This window comes from Shinella sp. NM-101 (genome assembly GCF_021401195.1).
GTDB lineage: Bacteria > Pseudomonadota > Alphaproteobacteria > Rhizobiales > Rhizobiaceae > Shinella.
The window spans coordinates 39804-57413 of the sequence record NZ_JACBFT010000009.1 but is presented as its reverse complement, the minus strand read 5'-3'; the positions used below and the strand labels follow the sequence as shown (position 1 = coordinate 57413).

General features: G+C 66.0%; 19 protein-coding genes. 5 read left to right on the top strand and 14 right to left on the bottom strand.

Annotated features, from left to right (window positions below):
* Positions 1–90 precede the first annotated feature (90 nt).
* The 4 genes from L0976_RS17330 to L0976_RS17315 all read right to left on the bottom strand — a co-directional run bounded on the left by L0976_RS17330 (position 91) and on the right by L0976_RS17315 (position 4200).
* On the bottom strand, positions 91–1974 hold the full coding sequence (locus L0976_RS17330) for an ABC-F family ATP-binding cassette domain-containing protein (RefSeq protein WP_234188494.1): 1884 nt from the start codon (positions 1972–1974) through the stop codon (positions 91–93).
* A gap of 41 nt (positions 1975–2015) precedes the next feature.
* Positions 2016–3098, bottom strand: coding sequence for a GGDEF domain-containing protein (locus L0976_RS17325; protein ID WP_203318533.1), 1083 nt, complete (start codon positions 3096–3098; stop codon positions 2016–2018).
* A 171-nt stretch (positions 3099–3269) separates the two neighbouring features.
* The gene (locus L0976_RS17320; RefSeq protein WP_203318534.1) at positions 3270–3557 is read right to left on the bottom strand and encodes a hypothetical protein; all 288 of its coding nucleotides are present in this window, start codon (positions 3555–3557) and stop codon (positions 3270–3272) included.
* A gap of 121 nt (positions 3558–3678) precedes the next feature.
* Positions 3679–4200 carry a DinB family protein gene (locus tag L0976_RS17315; RefSeq protein WP_234188493.1) on the bottom strand — a complete coding sequence of 174 codons (522 nt, stop codon included), beginning with the start codon at positions 4198–4200 and terminating at the stop codon, positions 3679–3681.
* Positions 4201–4333: 133 nt separating this feature from the next.
* Here L0976_RS17315 and L0976_RS17310 point away from each other — a divergent pair, with 133 nt between their 5' ends.
* Both L0976_RS17310 and ndk read left to right on the top strand, forming a co-directional pair.
* Positions 4334–5023, top strand: coding sequence for a glutathione S-transferase family protein (locus tag L0976_RS17310; protein WP_234188492.1), 690 nt, complete (start codon positions 4334–4336; stop codon positions 5021–5023).
* 104 nt (positions 5024–5127) lie between these two features.
* Entirely contained in the window at positions 5128–5550 is a 423-nt protein-coding gene (ndk, locus tag L0976_RS17305) for a nucleoside-diphosphate kinase (protein WP_184144620.1), read from the top strand.
* 272 nt (positions 5551–5822) lie between these two features.
* Here ndk and L0976_RS17300 read toward each other — a convergent pair whose 3' ends face one another.
* Both L0976_RS17300 and L0976_RS17295 read right to left on the bottom strand, forming a co-directional pair.
* On the bottom strand, positions 5823–6326 hold the full coding sequence (locus L0976_RS17300; RefSeq protein WP_234188491.1) for a hypothetical protein: 504 nt from the start codon (positions 6324–6326) through the stop codon (positions 5823–5825).
* The gene (locus L0976_RS17295; RefSeq protein ID WP_234188490.1) at positions 6323–6877 is read right to left on the bottom strand and encodes a CGNR zinc finger domain-containing protein; all 555 of its coding nucleotides are present in this window, start codon (positions 6875–6877) and stop codon (positions 6323–6325) included. The genes L0976_RS17300 and L0976_RS17295 overlap by 4 nt, the downstream gene beginning before the upstream one ends.
* 63 nt (positions 6878–6940) lie before the next feature.
* Here L0976_RS17295 and L0976_RS17290 point away from each other — a divergent pair, with 63 nt between their 5' ends.
* A complete protein-coding gene (locus L0976_RS17290) occupies positions 6941–7837 on the top strand; it encodes a branched-chain amino acid ABC transporter permease (RefSeq protein ID WP_234188488.1) in 897 nt (298 codons plus the stop codon).
* A 15-nt stretch (positions 7838–7852) separates the two neighbouring features.
* On the opposite strand, the gene L0976_RS17285 is transcribed toward L0976_RS17290, so the two are convergent.
* The 5 genes from L0976_RS17285 to L0976_RS17265 all read right to left on the bottom strand — a co-directional run bounded on the left by L0976_RS17285 (position 7853) and on the right by L0976_RS17265 (position 12086).
* The gene (locus L0976_RS17285) at positions 7853–8317 is read right to left on the bottom strand and encodes a molybdenum cofactor biosynthesis protein MoaE (protein ID WP_203319707.1); all 465 of its coding nucleotides are present in this window, start codon (positions 8315–8317) and stop codon (positions 7853–7855) included.
* Between the two features lie 15 nt (positions 8318–8332).
* A complete protein-coding gene (gene moaD / locus L0976_RS17280; protein ID WP_203318540.1) occupies positions 8333–8587 on the bottom strand; it encodes a molybdopterin converting factor subunit 1 in 255 nt (84 codons plus the stop codon).
* 1 nt (position 8588) lies between these two features.
* Positions 8589–9173: a CDP-diacylglycerol--glycerol-3-phosphate 3-phosphatidyltransferase gene (gene pgsA, locus L0976_RS17275; protein ID WP_203318541.1), complete on the bottom strand. Its 585-nt coding sequence runs from the start codon at positions 9171–9173 to the stop codon at positions 8589–8591.
* Between the two features lie 103 nt (positions 9174–9276).
* Complete coding sequence (gene uvrC / locus L0976_RS17270; protein ID WP_234188486.1) at positions 9277–11325, bottom strand: excinuclease ABC subunit UvrC; 2049 nt, start codon at positions 11323–11325, stop codon at positions 9277–9279.
* Positions 11322–12086 (bottom strand): SDR family oxidoreductase, encoded by a 765-nt coding sequence (locus L0976_RS17265; RefSeq protein WP_234188484.1) that lies wholly within the window; start codon positions 12084–12086, stop codon positions 11322–11324. Before L0976_RS17265 ends, uvrC begins: the two co-directional genes overlap by 4 nt.
* 358 nt (positions 12087–12444) lie before the next feature.
* Between L0976_RS17265 and L0976_RS17260 the strand changes: the two genes are divergently transcribed.
* Positions 12445–13080, top strand: a complete 636-nt coding sequence (locus L0976_RS17260; RefSeq protein ID WP_203318544.1) for an outer membrane protein — start codon at positions 12445–12447, stop codon at positions 13078–13080.
* Between the two features lie 59 nt (positions 13081–13139).
* Here L0976_RS17260 and L0976_RS17255 read toward each other — a convergent pair whose 3' ends face one another.
* From L0976_RS17255 to L0976_RS17245, 3 genes are read right to left on the bottom strand one after another with little or no spacing between them, the layout of a single operon-like run.
* Positions 13140–13730, bottom strand: coding sequence for a glutathione S-transferase family protein (locus L0976_RS17255; RefSeq protein WP_234188483.1), 591 nt, complete (start codon positions 13728–13730; stop codon positions 13140–13142).
* A 14-nt stretch (positions 13731–13744) separates the two neighbouring features.
* Entirely contained in the window at positions 13745–14479 is a 735-nt protein-coding gene (locus L0976_RS17250) for a ribonuclease T(2) (RefSeq protein WP_234188482.1), read from the bottom strand.
* Between the two features lie 53 nt (positions 14480–14532).
* Complete coding sequence (locus L0976_RS17245) at positions 14533–15393, bottom strand: 23S rRNA (adenine(2030)-N(6))-methyltransferase RlmJ (protein ID WP_234188481.1); 861 nt, start codon at positions 15391–15393, stop codon at positions 14533–14535.
* 102 nt (positions 15394–15495) lie between these two features.
* Here L0976_RS17245 and L0976_RS17240 point away from each other — a divergent pair, with 102 nt between their 5' ends.
* Positions 15496–17610, top strand: coding sequence for a molybdopterin-dependent oxidoreductase (locus L0976_RS17240; RefSeq protein ID WP_234188480.1), 2115 nt, complete (start codon positions 15496–15498; stop codon positions 17608–17610).

Below are 17610 nucleotides of genomic sequence, written 5' to 3'. Positions count from 1 at the left end.
TTTGGCGCTGTTGTAGCAGAACCGCCGGGCAGGGCAAGGCCGCTCCCCCGCGTCCCCGCCTGCATCTGCCCTATCCCGCGGGGGTGCCGGTCAGCCGGCCATCGCCTCTTCGTATTGCGCCGAAAGCTCCAGCCATTGCTCCTCGGCCTCGTTGAGCCGGTCCACCGCCACCGAGCGCGATTTCGCCTTCTCGGCCGCCTTCGCCGGGCTCTTCTCGTAGAGCATTGGGTCCGCCAGTTCCGTGTCGAGAAGCTGAATCTGTTTCTGCAGCTTCGCCGTCAGGGATTCGATTTCGTTGATCTTTTTCTTGAGCGGGGCGAACTGGGCGCGCCGGTCGGCATTGGCCTTGCGCAGATCCGCCTTGCTGGCCTCGCCGCTGGTCGCGACCTTGTCCCGGTCGTCCTTCCGGCCGGACTGCACGATGAGGCTGCGGTAGTCCTCCATGTCGCCGTCGAAGGACTTCACGGTGCCGTCGCTGACCAGCCAGAGCCGGTCGACGGTCGCCTCGATCAGGTGTCGGTCGTGCGAGATCAGGATGACGGCGCCGTCATAGTCGTTCAGCGCCTCGATCAGCGCGCGACGGCTGTCGATGTCGAGATGGTTCGTCGGCTCGTCGAGGATGAGCAGGTTCGGCGCGTCGAAGGCGGCAAGGCCCATCAGGAGCCGGGCCTTCTCGCCGCCGGAAAGGTCCTTGGCGGCCGTCGACATCTTCTCGGTGGCAAGCCCCATCTGCGCCACGCGGGCGCGCACCCTGGCCTCCGGCGCCTCCGGCATCAGCCGGCGCACATGCTCGACCGGCGACTGGTCGGGGACGAGGTCGTCGAGCTGGTGCTGCGCGAAGAAGCCGATCTTGAGGTTCGGCGCCTTCTTCACCGCGCCGGCCTCCGCCTCCAGCCGGCCCGAGATGAACTTGGCGAAGGTCGACTTGCCGTTGCCGTTCGAGCCGAGCAGGGCGATGCGGTCGTCGTTGTCGATCCTGAGGTTGATCTGCTTGAGGATTGGCTTGCCCGGCACATAGCCGACGGCGCCGCCCTCGATCGCCACGATCGGCGAGGCGGGCTGCTTTTCCGGCTCCGGGAAGGTGATCGGCTGCACCTGCGTCTCGATCACGGCGGCGACCGTGCCCATGCGCTCGAGCGCCTTGATGCGGCTCTGCGCCTGGCGGGCCTTCGTCGCCTTGGCGCGGAAGCGGTCGATGAAGCTCTGCAGGTGCTTGCGCGCGGCGTCGTTCTTGGCCTTCGCCTTCATCTGCAACTCGTCCGCCTCGGCCTTCTGCCGCTCGAACTGGTCGTAGGGGCCGCGGTAGAAGGTCAGCTTCTGCTGGTCGAGATGGATGATCGAATTGACGGCGGTGTTCAGCAGGTCGCGGTCGTGGCTGATGATGATGACCGTGTGCGGATAGCGCCTCACGTAATCTTCCAGCCACAGCGTGCCTTCGAGGTCGAGATAGTTGGTCGGCTCGTCGAGAAGCAGGAGGTCGGGTTCGGAGAAGAGCACGGCCGCCAGCGCCACGCGCATGCGCCAGCCGCCCGAAAAGCTCTTCGCCGGGCGCTGCTGCGCCTCGTGGTCGAAGCCGAGGCCGGCCAGGATGCTGGCCGCGCGCGCTTCCGCCGAATGGGCGCCGATGTCGGTGAGGCGCGTCTGGATCTCGGCGATGCGGTGCGGGTCGCTCGCCGTCTCCGCTTCCTTCATGAGGGCGGCGCGCTCCTTGTCGGCGGCAAGCACGATCTCGATCAGCGGATCGTCCGTGCCCGGCGCTTCCTGCGCCACCTGGCCGATGCGCGCGTTCTTCGGCACCGTTATGGTTCCCGCCTCGGCGGCAAGGTCGCCGGTGATGACGCGGAACAGCGTGGACTTGCCGGTGCCGTTGCGCCCGACGAGGCCCGCCTTCACGCCGCTCGGCAGGGAAACGGACGCGTTGTCGATGAGGAGACGCCCGGCTACGCGGGCGGTGAGGCCGGAAATCGTGATCATTCCGGGTCTATAGGGCGGGGCGGCGGGCTAAGGCAAGGGGTTCAGGCCGCGTTGCCGCCGCGATAGACCCGGCTTGACCGTTCGGCGACCTCGGCCGAATAGATGCGCAGCGCGATCCCCGCCTCGGCCGCATAGCCGAGCGCCTGCTCCGCCTGGTCGTAGAGCATGGCCGGCGACTGCGCCGAATCGCTCATCGAAAGGCCGGCCGTCAGCGTCAGGAAGCCGGCGGGAAGCTCGCGGTCCATGAAGGGGAAGGGCTTTTCGGCGACCCGGACCGCGATGCGCCGGGCGATGGTGACGGCGATCTCGCGGCTGACATCGGCAAGCAGCAGGCAGAAGACGTCCGGCCCGGAGCGGGCGACGAAGTCCTCCTTCTTCACCGACTGGCGGAAGAGGCCGGCGAGCCGCTTCAGCGTCTTCTCCGCGGCACCGGCCGGGTGGGTTTCGGCGAAGTCCTTGAGTTGCTCGACGCGGAAGAGGAGCAGGGCCGACGCATTCTCCCCCGACGTCTCCTTGAAGAGACCCTTCAGCCGGCCGAGCAGCGCGGCGTGGTTGGCAAGCCCGGTCACCGGGTCGTGGGTCAGCGCCTCGCGGCTGACGGAAAGACCCGAGCGCAGGCCGTCGAGATGGGCCTGAAGATCGTCGAGCCGGGCGCTGGCCTTCCGGTCGGCGCCGAGAATGTCGCGGACCAGTGAGAGCAGGCGCGCCGTGTCGCTGCCGAAATCGGAAATGCCGAGGACGGGATCCCGGCTCAGGCGGCCGGCGATTTCCTCCAGTTCCTGCGTCGCGGCGGCGCGCTGGCGATGGCTTTCCTCCGCCGTCCTCGAGATTTCCGTGAGAACCCGCACGGCCTCGCCGGCGGCCTGCCCGGCGGCAAGCACATTGTGGCTCGGCAGCGAATGGCGCAGGGCGACGGCATCGAGCGCCGACTGCTCTGGCGCCTTGCCCAGCGCCGCGATCTCGCGCGCGACGCCCGCATTGCCGTTCAGCGCCTCGAACAGCAGTTCGTAGTTGCGCGGCAGCGCGGCGATGCCGAGGCTGACCATGAGATGCGCGATGCGCGCCATGATCGGCGGAACGGCCGATTGTGCATCCCTGGGGGCGGGTGTAGCTTTGCTGCTCATGAAAACGCCGTCGGATAGGGCGCGGGCGGGGAACGCCTGCGCTCGGAAAGGATATTTCGGCCTAAGTATTGGATTGCACGGTTAATTTTACGTGTGCTGAACAAGCATTCAACCAAAGTCGTAATTGAGCGGACACAATCGCCGCCCCCGCCGGCAGCAACCCCGGGGCGGTCAGGCGGTGCGCCGGGCAAGCGGGATCGCCCGCATCATCTGGCCGATCGCCGCCAGGCGCCGGGACGGGCTGTTGCGGGCCGGTCGGCTTTCCGGCTGCGATTCGCGCATGGCGGCCGCATAGCCTTCGGCGCGTGCTTCCTTCACCGCGATTTCGATGGTCTTCTCGATCACCGGATAGCACTCCTCCGGCAGGTAGGCGCCCGGGGCATCGGTGCCGTGGACGCGCGCCATCTTGCAAAGCGTGCTGCCGAGCAGGGCTGCCCACTCCTCGTTCGTTCTCGCCATCGTCTTTCCTCTTTCCGGGCAAGGCGCGCGCCCTTCGGCGCCGGCACCGGGGCCGAACGCTCCCATATCCCAGAAGTGTATCAGTACTATTGCAGGATCATCGCGGGAGCGGATGGTCGGCTCACCCCGCAGCTTTCAGGAGGCCGGCGCCCTCGGTGCGCACGAAGGAGATGAGGTCGAGCGTGATACTCGGGCCGCCGAGCGTCGTCAGCATGGCGTGGCACTGGCCGCGGTGGTGGGTCTGGTGGTTGAAGAGGTGCGCCAGCGCCGGGCCGAGCGGGTGGGTGATGACCGCAGGACTGGTGATCGGGCTGTAGGTGAAATGTGCCGCGATCCTTTCTTCCGTCAGCGAACCGACATAGGCGGCAAGGCGCGCGTCCTCCGCCTGCCGCGCCGCCCGCAGGCCGGCAAAATCCTCGTGCAGGATCGTGTCGAGGCTCGCCGGCGCCTGGCCTTCGCCGGTAAAGCGGCGCATCCAGATGCGGTCCGCCGACAAAAGGTGGTTCAGCGTGCCGTGCAGCGAGCCGAAGAAGGCGCCGAGGTTCCGGCGGTAGTCGGCATCGTCGAGCTTGCCGACCTCCTCGTAGAGCACGCGATTGGCCCAGGCATTGTAGGCGGCGAACATGCGGTAGTGATCGAGCATCGGCCTCTCCGTGGTTTGCCCGACTATAGACCGGCCGGCCATCGCGCGCATGAATGCCATCCATGAAATTATCTGATTTGCGCCGGCTTTCGCGTTGCGCTCCAATGCGGCCCGATCGATCGAAGAGGTTTGCATGACCCGACTGCTCTATGCGCTCGCCGGCGCCGACAGGGACCGCCAGTTTTCGCCCCACGTCTGGAAGACGGTGATGTCGCTCGCCCACAAGGGCCTCGACTACGAGACCGTGCCGGTGGGCTTCACGGAGATCGCGGGCATCGAGGACGGCAGCGCGGCGACGGTGCCGGTGCTGCGCGACGGCGACCTCCTGGTGCGCGACAGTTTCGACATCGCGGTCTATCTCGACGAGGCCTATCCCGACCGGCCGACGCTGTTCGGCGGGCAGGGCGGCAGGGCGATGGCCCGCTTCATCGAGAGCTGGTCGCAGTCGGCGCTGCACATGGCCGTGACGCGCATCGCGATCCTTCACATCCACGACCTGCTCGGCCCGGCCGACCGGGCCTATTTCCGCCGCAGCCGCGAGGCGCGGCTCGGCGCCTCGCTGGAAGACATCGCGGCGGCCGGCGCGGCGGAGGTCGCGGGCTTTGCCAAGAGGCTCCAGCCTCTGCGCAACATGCTGAAGGCGCAGCCCTTCATCGGCGGCGAAGGGCCGCTCTTTGCCGACTATATCGTCTTCGGCGCGCTACAATGGCTGCGCACGACGGCCGGAACGAAGGTGCTGGAGGACGACGATCCGGTCGCCCTCTGGTTTCGCCGCTGCCTCGACCTCCACGGCGGCGTCGGCCATCGTGTGACGGCGGCATGAAAGTTTCCGCCTGAAGACGGCAAAAGCCGCCGCCCTCTTGTTTTGCGGGACGTTGGCGGCTATGGAACCGCCACTTTCACCGGATAACCAAGGGAAACGGGAAAATGGCGATTGAACGCACCTTTTCGATGATCAAGCCGGACGCGACGAAGCGCAACCTGACCGGCGCCATCACCAAGATGCTCGAAGATGCGGGCCTCCGCGTCGTTGCTTCCAAGCGCGTCTGGATGAGCCGCCGCGAAGCCGAAGGCTTCTACGCCGTCCACAAGGAACGCCCGTTCTTCGGCGAGCTCGTCGAAGGCATGACCTCCGGCCCGACGGTCGTCCAGGTCCTCGAAGGCGAGAACGCGATCCTCAAGAACCGCGAAGTCATGGGCGCCACCAACCCGGCCAACGCCGACGAAGGCACCATCCGCAAGACGCACGCCCTGTCGATCGGCGAAAATTCGGTCCACGGCTCCGACGCTCCGGAAACCGCCGCCCAGGAAATCAAGTACTGGTTCTCCGACACTGAAATCGTCGGCTGAATCGGTTTGTCCGGCTCCGGCCGGAAACCTTTGAAATGACTCGGGAACCGGGGCCGCAAGGCTCCGGTTCTTTCGTTTGTCGAGCGGTTGCCGTACCCCATTGACCCGAGCACCTCACCGTCGTCACCCTCGGCCTTGAGCCGAGGGTGACGACGGTGAGGCGTCGCGTTGAGGGGTGGATGCTCGGGGCAAGCCCGGGCATGACGAAGAAGGGGCTGCCGGATCTACCGTTCACACGAGTTGGACCGAACGAGTCATGGCCGAGGGGCTTTTTACCTGGCGCACGTCGCCATTTCGAAATGCGCGGGCGCCTTGCCGTCCTTGAAGACTTCGGGGTTCTTGTCGTAGCCGGGGCCGACGACGAGGGGCTTTGCCGGCAGGATGTTCTGGTCGGCGCTCGACGTCACCTCGGTCTCGATCGATTGCAGCGTGCCGCCGTCCGGCCCCACCACCGCGATCGTGACCTTGTAGGGCCGCGCCTTCTTCACGCAGGTCACATCAGGGCTTTCCAGCACCACGCGCGGCAGGTTGGGAAAGATCTTCCGCTCCAGCGTCAGCGGCGCGCCGCCCGCCGGGTTCTCGAACTCGGCCTTCACGATGGCGCCGTCGGGCAGCGGCTCGGTCTGCTCCAGCGTGACGAGATAGGTCGCGTAGGCGAGGCGATAGTTGAAGACGAACATCTTGCCCGTCAGCTTCAGCGGATCGCCGCCCGTCTCGCGCTGGCAGGCGGTGAGCGCGAGGGCAAGCGGCAGCAGGATCGCCAGATATCGTCTCATGGCCGTGGCTCCCCGCGGTTGCGGCGGTAGTGCCGGCTCGCCTTCGCGCGGTTGCCGCAGACCGCCATGTCGCACCAGGCGCGCGAGCGGTTGCGGCTGCGATCGAGGAAGAGCCACCCGCAGTTCGGGCAGATCTTCAGCCGCTGCGGGTCCGGCTGCGAAAGCAGCATCAGCGCGGAGCGGGCCGTCGCCGTATCGAGCGCCTGCGGCCTTTCGCCGGACAGGCGCAGCGTCGAGGCGATGGCCTCCAGCAGGTCGGCAAGCAGGCCCGGTGTTCCCGCACCCAGCACCTCGGCGCGGAAATGCCGGTCTATCGCCTCGCGAAGCCGCACCATTCCTGCGCGTGCGTCCTGCGCAACGGGTTCCAGCAGGCCGAAAAGGGTGCGCTCCGCCCCGTGCCGGTTCGCGCCGGCCGGAAAGGCGTCCATCGCGGCCGGATCGGCGAAGCGGTCGATCCGCCGGTCCGGATCGGCCCGCAGCACGACGGAATTGGCGACATCGAGCGCAAGCACGCCGCCGGAAAAGCGATGTGGGGTCCAGGAAAAGGTCATGGCGATATTCTAACTGGTAAAAGCAATTTTGCCAGTTATAATTCTGGAAATTGCGGAGCCGCCATGGCCTACTTTCTCCAGCAGATCGCCAATGCCGCACCCGTGGCGGCGCTCTATGCGGCGCTCGCCTTCGGCTATTCCATCGCCTTCGCGGTGACGCGCCGGGCGGATGTGGCCTATGGCGCGCTCTTCGCCTTCGCGGCGCAGATGTTCGTGCTCTTCGCAAGCGTCGGCTGGACGCGGCTCTGGCTCGTGCTGCCGGCCGCGCTCGCCTTCGGCGCGGCTGCGGCGCTGCTTTACGGCGTCGGCGCCGGCCTCCTCGTCGGGCGCCATGTCATGCGACCGCTCGCCTTTTCCTCGGACAACACGGTCGTGGTCGCCGCGCTCGGCGTGGTGCTGGTGCTGATGGAGACGGCGCGGCTCGCCTCGGACACGAAGAGCTTGTGGCTGCCGCCGCTGCTCGGCACGCGTGTCGTCTTCTGGGACGATCCCGGCTTTCCCGTGGTGCTGACCGTGCTGCAGCTCGTCAACACGGCCACCATGGCGGCCATCGTTGTCATCGGCCATGCCTTCCTCGTCCGCTCGGCCTGGGGCCGGCGCTGGAGGGCGGTGTCGGACGATCGCCAGGCGGCGGCGCTGTGCGGGGTCGATGCCGGCGCCGTCTTCCTCTCCGCCTATGTCGCGGCAGCGCTGATCGCCAGCCTCACCGGCATCCTCGCAGTCTCCTACTACGGCAACATGGATTTCGGTGCCGCCATGGTCTTCGGTGTCAAGGTGCTCTTCATCGCCGCCATCGGCGGGGCAGGGGCGCCGCTTCGCTCCGCGATCGGCGGGGCGGCCATGGGCCTGGCCGAAACGGTCTGGAGCGCCTATGGCGCGTTCCTCTGGCGCGACCTGGTGATCTTTTCAGGGCTGGTGCTGCTGCTGGTGATCTTCCGGCGGGAGCGGCCGGTGCCGTAGAGTGGGGAGCGTCCCTTACGCCCACTTCCCCCGCGCCCGATCGTCGCTTTCCTTGGCGTCGACCCAGCCGCCTTCGCTTCCGTCGGCAAAATGCTCCTTCTTCCAGAAGGGGGCGGAGGTCTTCAGGTAATCCATGACGAAGGACGCGCCGTCGAAGGCCGCGTGACGGTGCGGCGCGGCGGCGATGACGAGCACGATATTGCCGCCGGGCGCGATTTTGCCGACGCGGTGGATCGCCGAGATGCCGAGGAGGGAGAAGCGCTTGACGGCCGTCCGGCAGATGCGCTCGATCTCGGCCTCGGCCATGCCCGGATAATGCTCCAGTTCCAGCGCCGAAAGCCGCCCGCCTTCGTCGCGGCAAAGGCCCGTGAAGGTCACGATGGCGCCGGCCGCGGCGGCGTGCCCGCCAGTCAGGCGCGCCGTTTCGGCCGCACTGTCGAAGTCGTCCGTCTGGACGCGGACGACGACCGGTGCCGGGATGCCGCCGGCCATGGCTCAGCCCCCCGTCATCGGGGGGAAGAGGGCGATCTCGCGGGCGCCGGCAATGGGCTCGTCGTGCTCGACATGCTCCTGGTTGACGGCGATGCGGATGACAGTCTCGTGCTCCAGTGCATGAGCATAGTCCTCACCGAGCGTCTTCAGGTGCCTGAGAAGGTCGGCACCGGTCTTCACGGAGGCCGGCAGGTCGATGTCTTCCTCGCCCTTGCCGATCCGTTCGCGCACCCAGGCGAAATAGACGAGCCTGGTCATCTTACTCGTCCACGATGTGCTTGAGGCCGGCGCGGAAATAGTCGTAGCCGGTATACATCGTGATGATCGCCGCGACCCAGAGCAGGCCGATGCCGATCTCGGTCGTGTACGGCAGAACCTTCTCGCCGGCCGGCCCGGCCAGCAGGAAGCCGATGGCGACCATCTGAATCGTCGTCTTCCACTTGGCGATGCGCGTCACGGGAACGCTGACCTTGAGGTCGGCGAGATATTCGCGCAGGCCCGAAACGAGAATCTCGCGGCACAGGATGATGATCGCCGCCCAGATCGTCCAGCCGGCGATGGTGCCGTCGGCGGCCATCAGCAGCAGGACCGAGGCGACGAGCAGCTTGTCGGCGATCGGATCCAGCATGCGGCCGATATTCGACGTCTGGTTCCAGATGCGGGCGAGGTAGCCGTCGAGATAGTCGGTGATGGACGCGACGACGAACAGCCAGAAGGCCGTCCAGCGCGCGAAATCCGACGATTCCAGCCGCCCTTCCACGAAGAAGCAGAGAACGATCAGCGGCACGGCGATGATGCGGCCGTAGGTGAGGAGATTCGGGATGCTGTATGCGCGGGAGGCCATGGATTCTTCAGTCTCGTCTGTTTGCGGCTAGATGAGGCGTTTGTGACGGCGTCGTCAACCTTTGTTTCCGGCAATTGGTGGCGAATTTACGGTGCTGCGGATTCTATCCGGCCGCATCGTCGTGAAAGTGATTGTAGACGAGGCGCGCCACGCTTTCCGAAATCCCGCTCACGGCCATCAGGTCGGCCATCGCCGCGCGGGAGACGGCCTTCGCCGTGCCGAAATGCTGGAGCAGGGCGCGCTTCCTCGTCGGGCCGATGCCGCCGATCTCGTCCAGCGGGTTCCTGACCAGTTCCTTCTTGCGCCGCGCCCGGTGCGAGCCGATGGCGAAGCGGTGCGCCTCGTCGCGCAGGCGCTGCACGAAATAGAGCACCGGATCGCGCGGCGGCAGCGAGAAGTCGGGGATGCCCCTCATGAAGAAGCGCTCGCGCCCCGCCTCGCGGTCCGCGCCCTTGGCGACGCCGATGGCCACCACCTGGTCGGTAATGCCGAGCTCTTCCAGGATGGCGCGCACCGCCGTCATCTGGCCCTGGCCGCCGTCGATGAGGATGACGTCCGGCCAGGCGGGGAAGGGCAGGTCCGCCGCCTCCGCGCCCGCATCCGCATTGCGGTCCGGCAGGCCCTCTTCCTTGATAAGCCGGGAGAAGCGCCGTGTCATCACCTCCTTCATCATGCCGAAGTCGTCGCCGGGCGTGATGTCGGTCGATTTGATGTTGAACTTGCGGTACTGCCCCTTCACGAAGCCTTCCGGCCCCGCCACCACCATGCCGCCCACGGCATTGGTGCCCATGATGTGCGAGTTGTCGTAGATCTCGATCCGGCGCGGCACATAGGGCAGCTTGAAGGTCGCGGCGAACCCTTCGAGCAGGCGCGACTGCGAAGCGGTCTCCGCGAGCTTGCGCCCATGCGCCTCGCGGGCATTGGCCACGACATGGTCGACGAGGTCCTTCTTTTCGCCGCGCTGCGGCACGGAGATCAGGACCTTGTGGCCCGAGCGTTCGGAAAGCGCCTGCGAGAGAAGGTCGATCTCCTCCACCGTCTCCGAAAGCAGGATCTGCCGGGGACAGGGCTTGTCGTCGTAGAACTGGGCAAGGAAGGCGTTGAGCACTTCCGCGCTCGAAAGCTGCGGGTCGGCCTTCGGGAAATAGGCGCGGTTGCCCCAGTTCTGCCCGGTGCGGAAGAAGAAGACCTGGATGCAGGAAACGCCGCCCTCGTGATGGACGGCGAAGACATCGGCCTCCTCGACGCCCGCCGGATTGATGCCCTGGTGGCTCTGGACGTGGCTGAGCGCCGCCAGCCGGTCGCGATAGACGGCGGCGCGCTCGAAATCGAGGTCCTGCGAGGCGGCGTTCATGGCCTCGGCCATATGCGCCTTCACCTTCTGGCTCTTGCCGGAAAGGAAGTCCTTCGCCTCCTGCACCAGTTCGGCATAGCCGCTATCGCTGATCTCGTGGGTGCAGGGCGCGGAACAGCGCTTGATCTGGTAGAGCAGGCACGGCCGCGTGCGCGTTTCGAACACGCTGTCGGTGCAGGTGCGCAGCAGGAAGGCCCGCTGCAGCGAGTTGATCGTGCGCCCGACCGCCCCCGCCGAGGCGAAGGGCCCGAAATAGTCGCCCTTGCGGCTGCGCGCGCCGCGGTGCTTGAAGATCGCCGGCGCCCGGCTGTCGCCGGTCACGAGGATATAGGGGAACGACTTGTCGTCGCGCAGCAGCACGTTGAAGCGCGGGCGAAGGCGCTTGATGAGGTTCGCCTCCAGCAGCAGCGCCTCGGTCTCGGTGCGCGTCGTCACGAATTCCATGTTCGCCGTCAGGCGAATCATCTGCGTGATGCGGTTGGAGTGGCCGCGGCCCTGCGCGTAGTTCGTCACGCGCTTCTTGAGGCTGCGTGCCTTGCCGACATAGAGCACGTCGCCTGCCGCGTTGAACATGCGGTAGACGCCGGGGCTGTTCGGCAGGCGCTTGACGATGGCCTGGATCCGCTCGGCGCCGACAAGGCCTTCGGGCACGTCGCCGCCCTCGTTCCAGTCGATGCCCGGGGTGGCGATGGCGGGCGCATTGCCGCCTTCGGGCGGGCTTTCCTGAAGCTCGTCTTCCTCGTCGGTCTCGTTCTCGTCGTAGAGGATGCCGCCATCCTCCACCTTCCGGCCGTTCATTCCGCTATTCCCCCGACATCGGGTGTTTCCCAGGCGAGATGCTGCCCGCCGTCGAGCGCTATCATTTGCCCCGTTATGGACGGCGTGTCGAACAAAAAGCGAACTGTGCGGCCAAATTCCTCCAGGGCGGGGCCGCGCTGCAGGATCAGGCCTTCCACCTGCGCCTGGAAGGCCGCGTCGTCCTGCCGCTCGTTCGGCAGGGAAGGGCCGGGGCCGATGGCATTGACCCGCACCCGCGGCGCAAAGCTCTGCGCCATGGTCCGTGTCGCCATCCACAGGGCCGCCTTGGAGAGCGTGTAGGAATAATAGCGCGGCGTCGGGTTCCAGACGCGCTGGTCGATGATGTTGACGATCGAGCCTGCCGCGTCCGCGGGAAGCTGGCGCACGAAGTCGCGGGCAAGGATCGACGGCGCCTTCAGGTGCACGGCGAAGTGCCGGTCCCAGAGCGTGTCGTCGAAGGCCGTGACGCTGTCGGGCTTGAACAGGGAGGCATTGTTGACGAGGAGGTCGATCGGCCCGATGGCGGCCGTTGCCTTGTCCATCAGGCGGGCCGTCGCGCCCCCGTCCGACAGGTCGCATTGCAGCGCGACGGCCCTGAGGCCACGTTCGCCGAGGCGGCGTGCGATCGCCGCCGCCTCCTCCAGGGATTCGTTCGCGTGGATGGCGACCGCAAATCCGTTTGCCGCGAGATCCTCCACGATAGCCTTGCCGATGCGCTTCGCGCCGCCCGTCACCAGGGCCGTCTTCAAGGGATTCTTCAAGAAAAGTCCGTCCTGCCGATTCATTTGATTAACCGGCCCAAGATATAGACATCTTCTCGCAGGCTTAAACTCCCCCTGAAAATTGGTTGCGGAAAAATTAACCGCAAAGGCCAATTCAAAGTAATTTGAAGTATATTTTGCGACATTCTTCGGTAATTGAAATCATGGTTAACGAATTCCCTGTTGTGCAAAAGTCACATCCAATTTGCGCCGCGTGTCTGCCACAATGATTTCACATTTTGGCTCTTCCATTTCCTCAATCTTTATTCAATTTCCCCTCAACCGGGCGGGACTGAATTGGAAATGACGACGCCCGTCAGCCTCCCAAAGAGGGCGTCGTTTAGTAAAGGAGAATATCATGCGTACACTTATCGCCACCCTCGTCGCTTCGACGGTTTCCATGGCTGCCTTCCAGGTCGCCCATGCTGCCGACGCCATCGACGAAGTTCCGCAGGCTCCGGCCGCCGAATATTCCGAGCCGGTCGTCAAGAACTGGTCGGGCGCCTATGTCGGTGGCACCGCCACCTGGCAGAAGGGCAAGTTCAACGGCCAGGGCCAGGACCGCGCACACGGCTTCGGCGGCGGCGTCTACGGCGGCTACAACATGCAGAACGGCCAGATGGTTTACGGCGGCGAAGCCGACCTGAACTACTCCGGCGTCGACCACAACAACGGCGTGTTCTCGGCCAAGCAGGGCGCCAACGGCTCCATCCGCGGCCGCGTCGGTGTCGACCTGAACCCGGTTCTGGTCTACGGCACGGCCGGTATCGCTGCCTCGAACGTCAAGGTCAACAGGGCTGGTGCGAAGGATGACGCGACCATGCTCGGCTGGACGGCCGGTGCCGGTGTCGAAGCCTTCGTCACGGACAATGTGACGGCTCGCGTCGAATACCGCTACAGCGACTACGGCAAGAAGACCTTCGCTGGTGCTGGCGGCACGCGCAGCGGCTTCGAAGACCACAGCGTCCGCGTCGGTATGGGCGTGAAGTTCTAAGCCGTTACGGCTCAGGAAAAGAAAAGGCCGCTGAGCGATCCGCGGCCTTTTTGCCGTGTTCAGTCCTTGAACGACGCGTAGTCGGGGAAGACGGCCTCGAAGCGCGAGAGATAGCGCTTCAGCTTCGGGCGGCCGCGCTGCCACTTTCCGGAAAAGCGCATCTCGATGTAGCGCAGCATCGCCGCAAGCGCGAAATGGCCGGCATGGGGCTTCTTGCCGAGGCGCGGCATGTTGGCTTCGAGATGGTCGAGCGCGCGCTCGACCTTCTGCCACTGGCGGTCGATCCAGGGCTGGTGGACCTTGTCCTCCGGCCGCGTGCGGCGTTCGTAGACGATGGAGAGCAGGCTGTCGCAGATGCCGTCGGCGGTCGCCTCCAGCACGTCGACCTCGGTGCGCTTGGCGGCGTTGCGCGGGTAAAGCGAACCGCGCGTCTGGCGGTCGATATAGTTCATGATCGCCCGGCTGTCGTAGACGGCGAGCCCGTCGTCGGTGAGAAGCGTCGGGATCTTGCCGAGCGGATTGGCGGCCAGCAGCTCGGCCGGGTTCGCATTGGTGTCGACAACGACCGCATCGACCGGAAGGCCGGCATAATGGGCGGCCATGCGCACCTTGGTGGAATAGGGGGAGGCGTCGGAATAGAAGATCTTCATGGGTGGTTCCTGTTCTAGCGGATGGGCGGCTGTTCGATGGACGGGGCGCGGCAGGCGGCGCGGTCGACGGCGGGGCAGGTGCGGAAGGCAAGGTCCGCCGTCATGCAGATGCGGACCTCCTCCAGCCGGCCGTCCTCGCAGGTAACGGCGATGCCCTTCGGGTCGAGCCCGGGATTGGCGGCGATGAAAGCGCTTTCCACCTTGTCGGGCGAAAGACGGCCGCCGCCACGGCCTGCCTCGGCCGGAATGCGGACGCGCTCGAAGGCCGCGCGGGTAACGGCGAAATAATCTGTCTGGGAAAGCCCCGAGCAACTGCCGTGCTTGCGCCATTGATGCCCGATCAGCCCCATGGAGGGAATGATGTCGAGAACGGTGCGGCCGAGGCTCTCCGGGACGCGGTCCGATTCCCGCGTCGGGCAATATTCCGGATAGCCGCGCTCGTTCTGCGGCCAGAGCCCGTGAACGATGAAACCGTTGTTCTCGCCGCGGCGGCATTGCTGCGTCCTGCCGCCGGCATCGTTGTCCGCGCACCAGGTGGGCGACCAGGAAAGCGACAGCACGTAGAAGTCGAAGCCCTTGCCGAGCGGCGCCTGTGCGCGCTTTTCCGGCGCGGCGTGATTCGTCTCGGGCTTGGCCTTCCCGGCCGGCTTTTCCTCGCCGCAGCCGGCGAGCGCGGCCATGCCGGCGAGGAGCAGCGGGACGAGGATGGAGGAGGGCCGTCGCATCATGGCGCGGCCGCGGGCAAGCATGTCATGAAGGTCTCCCGGTTCGGCGCGCGATTGTTGCCGCCGAAGGAGAAAGGTCAAGAGGCCTTCGCTTCGCCTGCAAGCCAGAAAATACGCGCCGCGGCGAAACGGTCCTGCGCCAGCCGCTCCTTGAGGAAGGGCAGCAGTACATCGAGCTCCTGCTTCAGCGTGAAGGGCGGGTTGACGACGATGAGGCCGGAGCCCGTCAGCCCCGTCGTTTCCCGGTCACTCCTCACGGAAAGCTCGGCGCAGAGCATCTTGGCAATGCCCGTCTCTTTCAGCGCCTTGTGGAAGGCGGCGATCGGCGCGTTCTTCTTCAGCGGATACCACAGGCAATAGACCCCGCCCGCAAAGCGGCGCACGGCCTTTTCCAGCCCGTCGACCAGCCGCTCGTATTCGCCCTCGATCTCGAAGGGCGGATCGACCAGCACGATGCCGCGCTTTTCCTTCGGCGGCAGATGCGCGCCGAGCGAAAGCCAGCCGTCGAGATGGGTGATGCGGCTCTGGAAATCGCCGTCGAAGAGGCGATGCAGCGTCTCGTAGTCGTCCGGATGCAACTCCATGGCCGAAAGCCTGTCCTGCGGGCGGAACAGCATGCGGGCGAGCTTTGGCGAGCCGGGATAATGGGTTAGCCCGCCCTGCGGATTCAGTTCCTGAATGACCTTGAGATAAGGTTCAAGGATGGCGGCCACCGCCGCCGGCATGTCGCCTTCGAGCAGCCGGCCGATGCCGTCGCGCCATTCGCCGGTCTTCTGCGCCTCCTCGCTGGAAAGGTCGTAGAGGCCGATGCCGGCATGGGTATCGAGCATGCGGAAGGCCTTGTCCTTGCCCTGCATGTAGGTGACGAGGCGAGCGAGCACGGCATGCTTCAGCACATCCGCGAAATTGCCGGCATGGTAGATGTGGCGGTAGTTCATGGAGCGCTGCCCGGGATCGTCCGCAATGATGCGACGATGAATTGTTGCGATGGTAGAACGTTTTGCCTTTTGGCCGTTTGCGCTCTGCAATATAGAAAAGCCATGAACGTTGCGACCCCCCATCTCGGAAAACCGCGGATCGGCCATTCGGCCTGCCCGCACGACTGTCCCTCCACCTGCGCCCTCGATATCGAGATCGATGCGGAAGGCCGCATGGGCCGCGTCAGGGGCAGCGCCGACAACAGCTACACGGCCGGCGTCATCTGCGCCAAGGTCGCCCGTTACGCCGAACGCCTCTATCATCCCGACCGGCTGATGAAGCCGCAGGTCCGCAAGGGCGCCAAGGGCAGCGGCGAATGGGCCGACATCTCCTGGGAAGCCGCATTGGACGCCATCGCCGAAGCCTTCGTCAAGGCCGAGCAGGCGCATGGCACGGAGGCGGTCTGGCCCTATTACTACGCCGGTACGATGGGCCTCGTGCAGCGCGATTCCATCGAGCGCCTGCGCCATGCGAAACGCTATTCCGGCTTCTTCGATTCCATCTGCACCAATCCGGCCTGGACGGGCTTCACCATGGGCGCCGGCACGCTGCGCGGTCCCGATCCGCGCGAGATGGCGAAGTCCGACTGCGTGGTGATCTGGGGCACGAACGCCGTCTCCACCCAGGTCAACGTGATGACCCATGCCGTGAAGGCGCGCAAGGAGCGGGGCGCGAAGATCGTCGTCATCGACGTCTACGACAACCCGACGATGAAGCAGGCCGACCTGGCGCTGAAGCTCAAGCCGGGCACCGACGCCGCGCTCGCCTGCGCCGTCATGCATGTCGCCTTCCGCGACGGCTATGCCGACCGCGCCTATATGCAGAAATTCGCGGACGATCCGGCCGGCCTCGAAGCCCATCTCGCGACCCGCAATCCGCAATGGGCGGCCGACATCACCGGCCTTGCCGCCGAGGAGATCGAGGCCTTCGCCGCGCTCGTCGGGCAGACGAAGAGAAGCTTCTTCCGTCTCGGCTACGGCTTCACCCGCAGCCGCAACGGCGCGGTCTCCATGCATGCCGCGCTTTCCGTCGCCACGGTTCTCGGCTCCTGGCAATATGAGGGCGGCGGCGCGTTCCACAGCAATTCCGGCATCTTCCATCTGCGCAAGGGCGAGCTGACGGGCGCGAAATTCGTCGACCCCGATATCCGCATGCTCGACCAGTCGCAGATCGGCCGCATCCTGACGGGCGATGCCGTCGCGCTGCGCGATCGCGGTCCGGTCACGGCCATGCTGATCCAGAATACCAACCCCGCGAATGTCGCCCCCGAACAGCGCCTCGTGAAGCAGGGCTTTCTGCGCGACGACCTCTTCGTCGCCGTGCACGAGCAGTTCATGACGGATACGGCAAAGCTCGCCGATATCGTTCTGCCCGCCACCATGTTCGTCGAGCATGACGACATCTATCGCGGCGGCGGCCACCAGCACATCCTGCTCGGCCCCAAGCTCGTCGAGCCGCCGGCGACCGTGCGCACCAATCTCTTCGTCATCGAGGAGCTGGCAAGGCGCCTTGGCATCGCCGGCCTGCCGGGCTTCGGCCTGTCCGAGCAGCAGCACATCACCCGCATGCTGCCCTATTACGAGATGGACTTCGACGGGCTGAAAGAAGAGAAGTGGATCGACTGCCAGCCGGATTTCGAGACGGCGCATTTTTCCAAGGGCTTCGGCTTCCCCGACGGCAAGTTTCGCTTTCGCCCGAACTGGACGAACACGCCGGCCCCCAACAAGCCGCCGAAGGTGCTCGGCGCCTTCGGCCCGCACGAGGCGCTGCCGGCCTTCCCGGATTATGTGACCGTGATCGAGACGGCGGACGAGGACCATCCGTTCCGCCTCGCGACATCGCCCGCCCGCACCTTCCTCAACTCCACCTTCTCGGAAGGCAAGAGCTCGCGCGAGCGGGAAGGGCGGCCGGAGGTGATGATCCACCCCGAGGACGCGGCGGCTGAGGGCATCGAGCCGGGCGATATCGTGCGCCTCGGCAACCGGCGCGGCGATATCCGCCTGCATGCGAAGGTGACGGCGGAGGCCAAGCCCGGCGTGCTCATCGCCGAAGGTATCTGGCCGAATTCCGCCCATCTCGACGGGGAGGGCATCAACGTGCTGACCGGCGCCGATCCCATCGCGCCCTATGGCGGCGCGGCCTTCCACGACAACCATGTCTGGCTGCGCAAGGCCTGA

What these genes read in the sequence shown, in the direction of transcription:
- L0976_RS17330 (WP_234188494.1), bottom strand. Translation starts at nt 1,974, where the DNA reads ATGATCACGATTTCCGGCCTCACCGCCCGCGTAGCCGGGCGTCTCCTC.
- L0976_RS17325 (WP_203318533.1), bottom strand. Translation starts at nt 3,098, where the DNA reads ATGAGCAGCAAAGCTACACCCGCCCCCAGGGATGCACAATCGGCCGTT.
- L0976_RS17320 (WP_203318534.1), bottom strand. Translation starts at nt 3,557, where the DNA reads ATGGCGAGAACGAACGAGGAGTGGGCAGCCCTGCTCGGCAGCACGCTT.
- L0976_RS17315 (WP_234188493.1), bottom strand. Translation starts at nt 4,200, where the DNA reads ATGCTCGATCACTACCGCATGTTCGCCGCCTACAATGCCTGGGCCAAT.
- L0976_RS17310 (WP_234188492.1), top strand. Translation starts at nt 4,334, where the DNA reads ATGACCCGACTGCTCTATGCGCTCGCCGGCGCCGACAGGGACCGCCAG.
- ndk (WP_184144620.1), top strand. Translation starts at nt 5,128, where the DNA reads ATGGCGATTGAACGCACCTTTTCGATGATCAAGCCGGACGCGACGAAG.
- L0976_RS17300 (WP_234188491.1), bottom strand. Translation starts at nt 6,326, where the DNA reads ATGAGACGATATCTGGCGATCCTGCTGCCGCTTGCCCTCGCGCTCACC.
- L0976_RS17295 (WP_234188490.1), bottom strand. Translation starts at nt 6,877, where the DNA reads ATGACCTTTTCCTGGACCCCACATCGCTTTTCCGGCGGCGTGCTTGCG.
- L0976_RS17290 (WP_234188488.1), top strand. Translation starts at nt 6,941, where the DNA reads ATGGCCTACTTTCTCCAGCAGATCGCCAATGCCGCACCCGTGGCGGCG.
- moaD (WP_203318540.1), bottom strand. Translation starts at nt 8,587, where the DNA reads ATGACCAGGCTCGTCTATTTCGCCTGGGTGCGCGAACGGATCGGCAAG.
- pgsA (WP_203318541.1), bottom strand. Translation starts at nt 9,173, where the DNA reads ATGGCCTCCCGCGCATACAGCATCCCGAATCTCCTCACCTACGGCCGC.
- uvrC (WP_234188486.1), bottom strand. Translation starts at nt 11,325, where the DNA reads ATGAACGGCCGGAAGGTGGAGGATGGCGGCATCCTCTACGACGAGAAC.
- L0976_RS17260 (WP_203318544.1), top strand. Translation starts at nt 12,445, where the DNA reads ATGCGTACACTTATCGCCACCCTCGTCGCTTCGACGGTTTCCATGGCT.
- L0976_RS17255 (WP_234188483.1), bottom strand. Translation starts at nt 13,730, where the DNA reads ATGAAGATCTTCTATTCCGACGCCTCCCCCTATTCCACCAAGGTGCGC.
- L0976_RS17250 (WP_234188482.1), bottom strand. Translation starts at nt 14,479, where the DNA reads ATGCTTGCCCGCGGCCGCGCCATGATGCGACGGCCCTCCTCCATCCTC.
- L0976_RS17245 (WP_234188481.1), bottom strand. Translation starts at nt 15,393, where the DNA reads ATGAACTACCGCCACATCTACCATGCCGGCAATTTCGCGGATGTGCTG.
- L0976_RS17240 (WP_234188480.1), top strand. Translation starts at nt 15,496, where the DNA reads ATGAACGTTGCGACCCCCCATCTCGGAAAACCGCGGATCGGCCATTCG.